1 protein-coding gene is annotated in these 1054 nt (G+C 59.4%); it reads right to left on the bottom strand.

The genetic code is table 11. The features are described 5' to 3' along the window. Positions 1 to 846 (bottom strand): IS630 family transposase (locus V1Y59_RS23670; RefSeq protein WP_330507487.1); only part of this gene is annotated, 846 nt, incomplete at its 3' end. Positions 847 to 1054 lie beyond the last annotated feature (208 nt).

Genomic DNA, 1054 nt, shown 5'->3' on the forward strand with positions numbered 1-1054 from the left:
GTCGTAGCTGGAGCGTTGGATTTGTTTGGTGGTCAGGGTGGAGAACCAGCGTTCGACGAGGTTCATCCATGATCCGTAGGTGGGGGTGAAGTGGAAGTGAAAACGCTTGTGGCGCTGTAGCCATCGCTTGACTTGTGGTGTCTTGTGGGTGGAGAGGTTGTCGAGGATGATGTGGACGTCGAGGTCGTCGGGTACCTCGCGGTTGATTTTGTTGAGGAACTTGATGAACTCGGCGCTGGTGTGGGTGGGCCTGAGCTCGGTGATGACGGTTCCGGTGGCGATTTCCAGGGCGGCGAACAGGTCGATGGTGCCGTTGCGTTGGTAGTCGTGAGTTGCTCGTTGGGGTGTGGTGGGCAGCATCGGCAGGATCGGCGCTGACCTTTTGAGGGCTTGGATCTGGGGTTTTTCGTCGACGGCGAAGACTGCTGCGGCCACCGGTGGGCTCATGTAGAGGCCGACGATGTCGCGGATCTTTTCCACCAGGTCGGGATCTGGTGAGATCTTGAATTCGTCTTGGCGCCAGGGCTTGAGGCCAAACGCTTTCCAGATCTGCGAGACCGTCTCATGGCTGATGTCGTGGCGGGCGGCCAGCGATCGGGTGGTCCAGTGCGTGGCATCGACCGGAGTGGTTTCCAGTGTTTCGACAATGATGGCCTCGACGTCGTCGTCGCTGATCGTGCGGGGAGCGCCGGAGCGGGGTGCGTCGACGAGACCTTCGAGCCGGTCAGCGGCGAAGCGTCGTCGCCACTTCGATACGGTGGCCGGATTGCAGCCCAGCCGGGCGGCGATCGCTGCGTTGGATTCGCCCGCGGCGCACGCCAGCACGATCCTGCTGCGAAGCGCCAACGCCTGAGACGATTTCTGGCGCCTGGTCCATCGATTCAACGTCGCGCACTCATCATCAGATAGCTCGATCACTGCCGATGGTCGTCCACGAGATGCCATAACAATAATCCCTTGCGTGAGAGTATGTTTCATCAATTCTCTCACGTTCCTGATCAGGCAAAAGTCGACACGCCCAATTAATTGGCGCACTAATCTGACAGGACACTAG

The organism is Gordonia prachuapensis (assembly GCF_036350515.1).
GTDB classification, from domain to species: domain Bacteria; phylum Actinomycetota; class Actinomycetes; order Mycobacteriales; family Mycobacteriaceae; genus Gordonia; species Gordonia prachuapensis.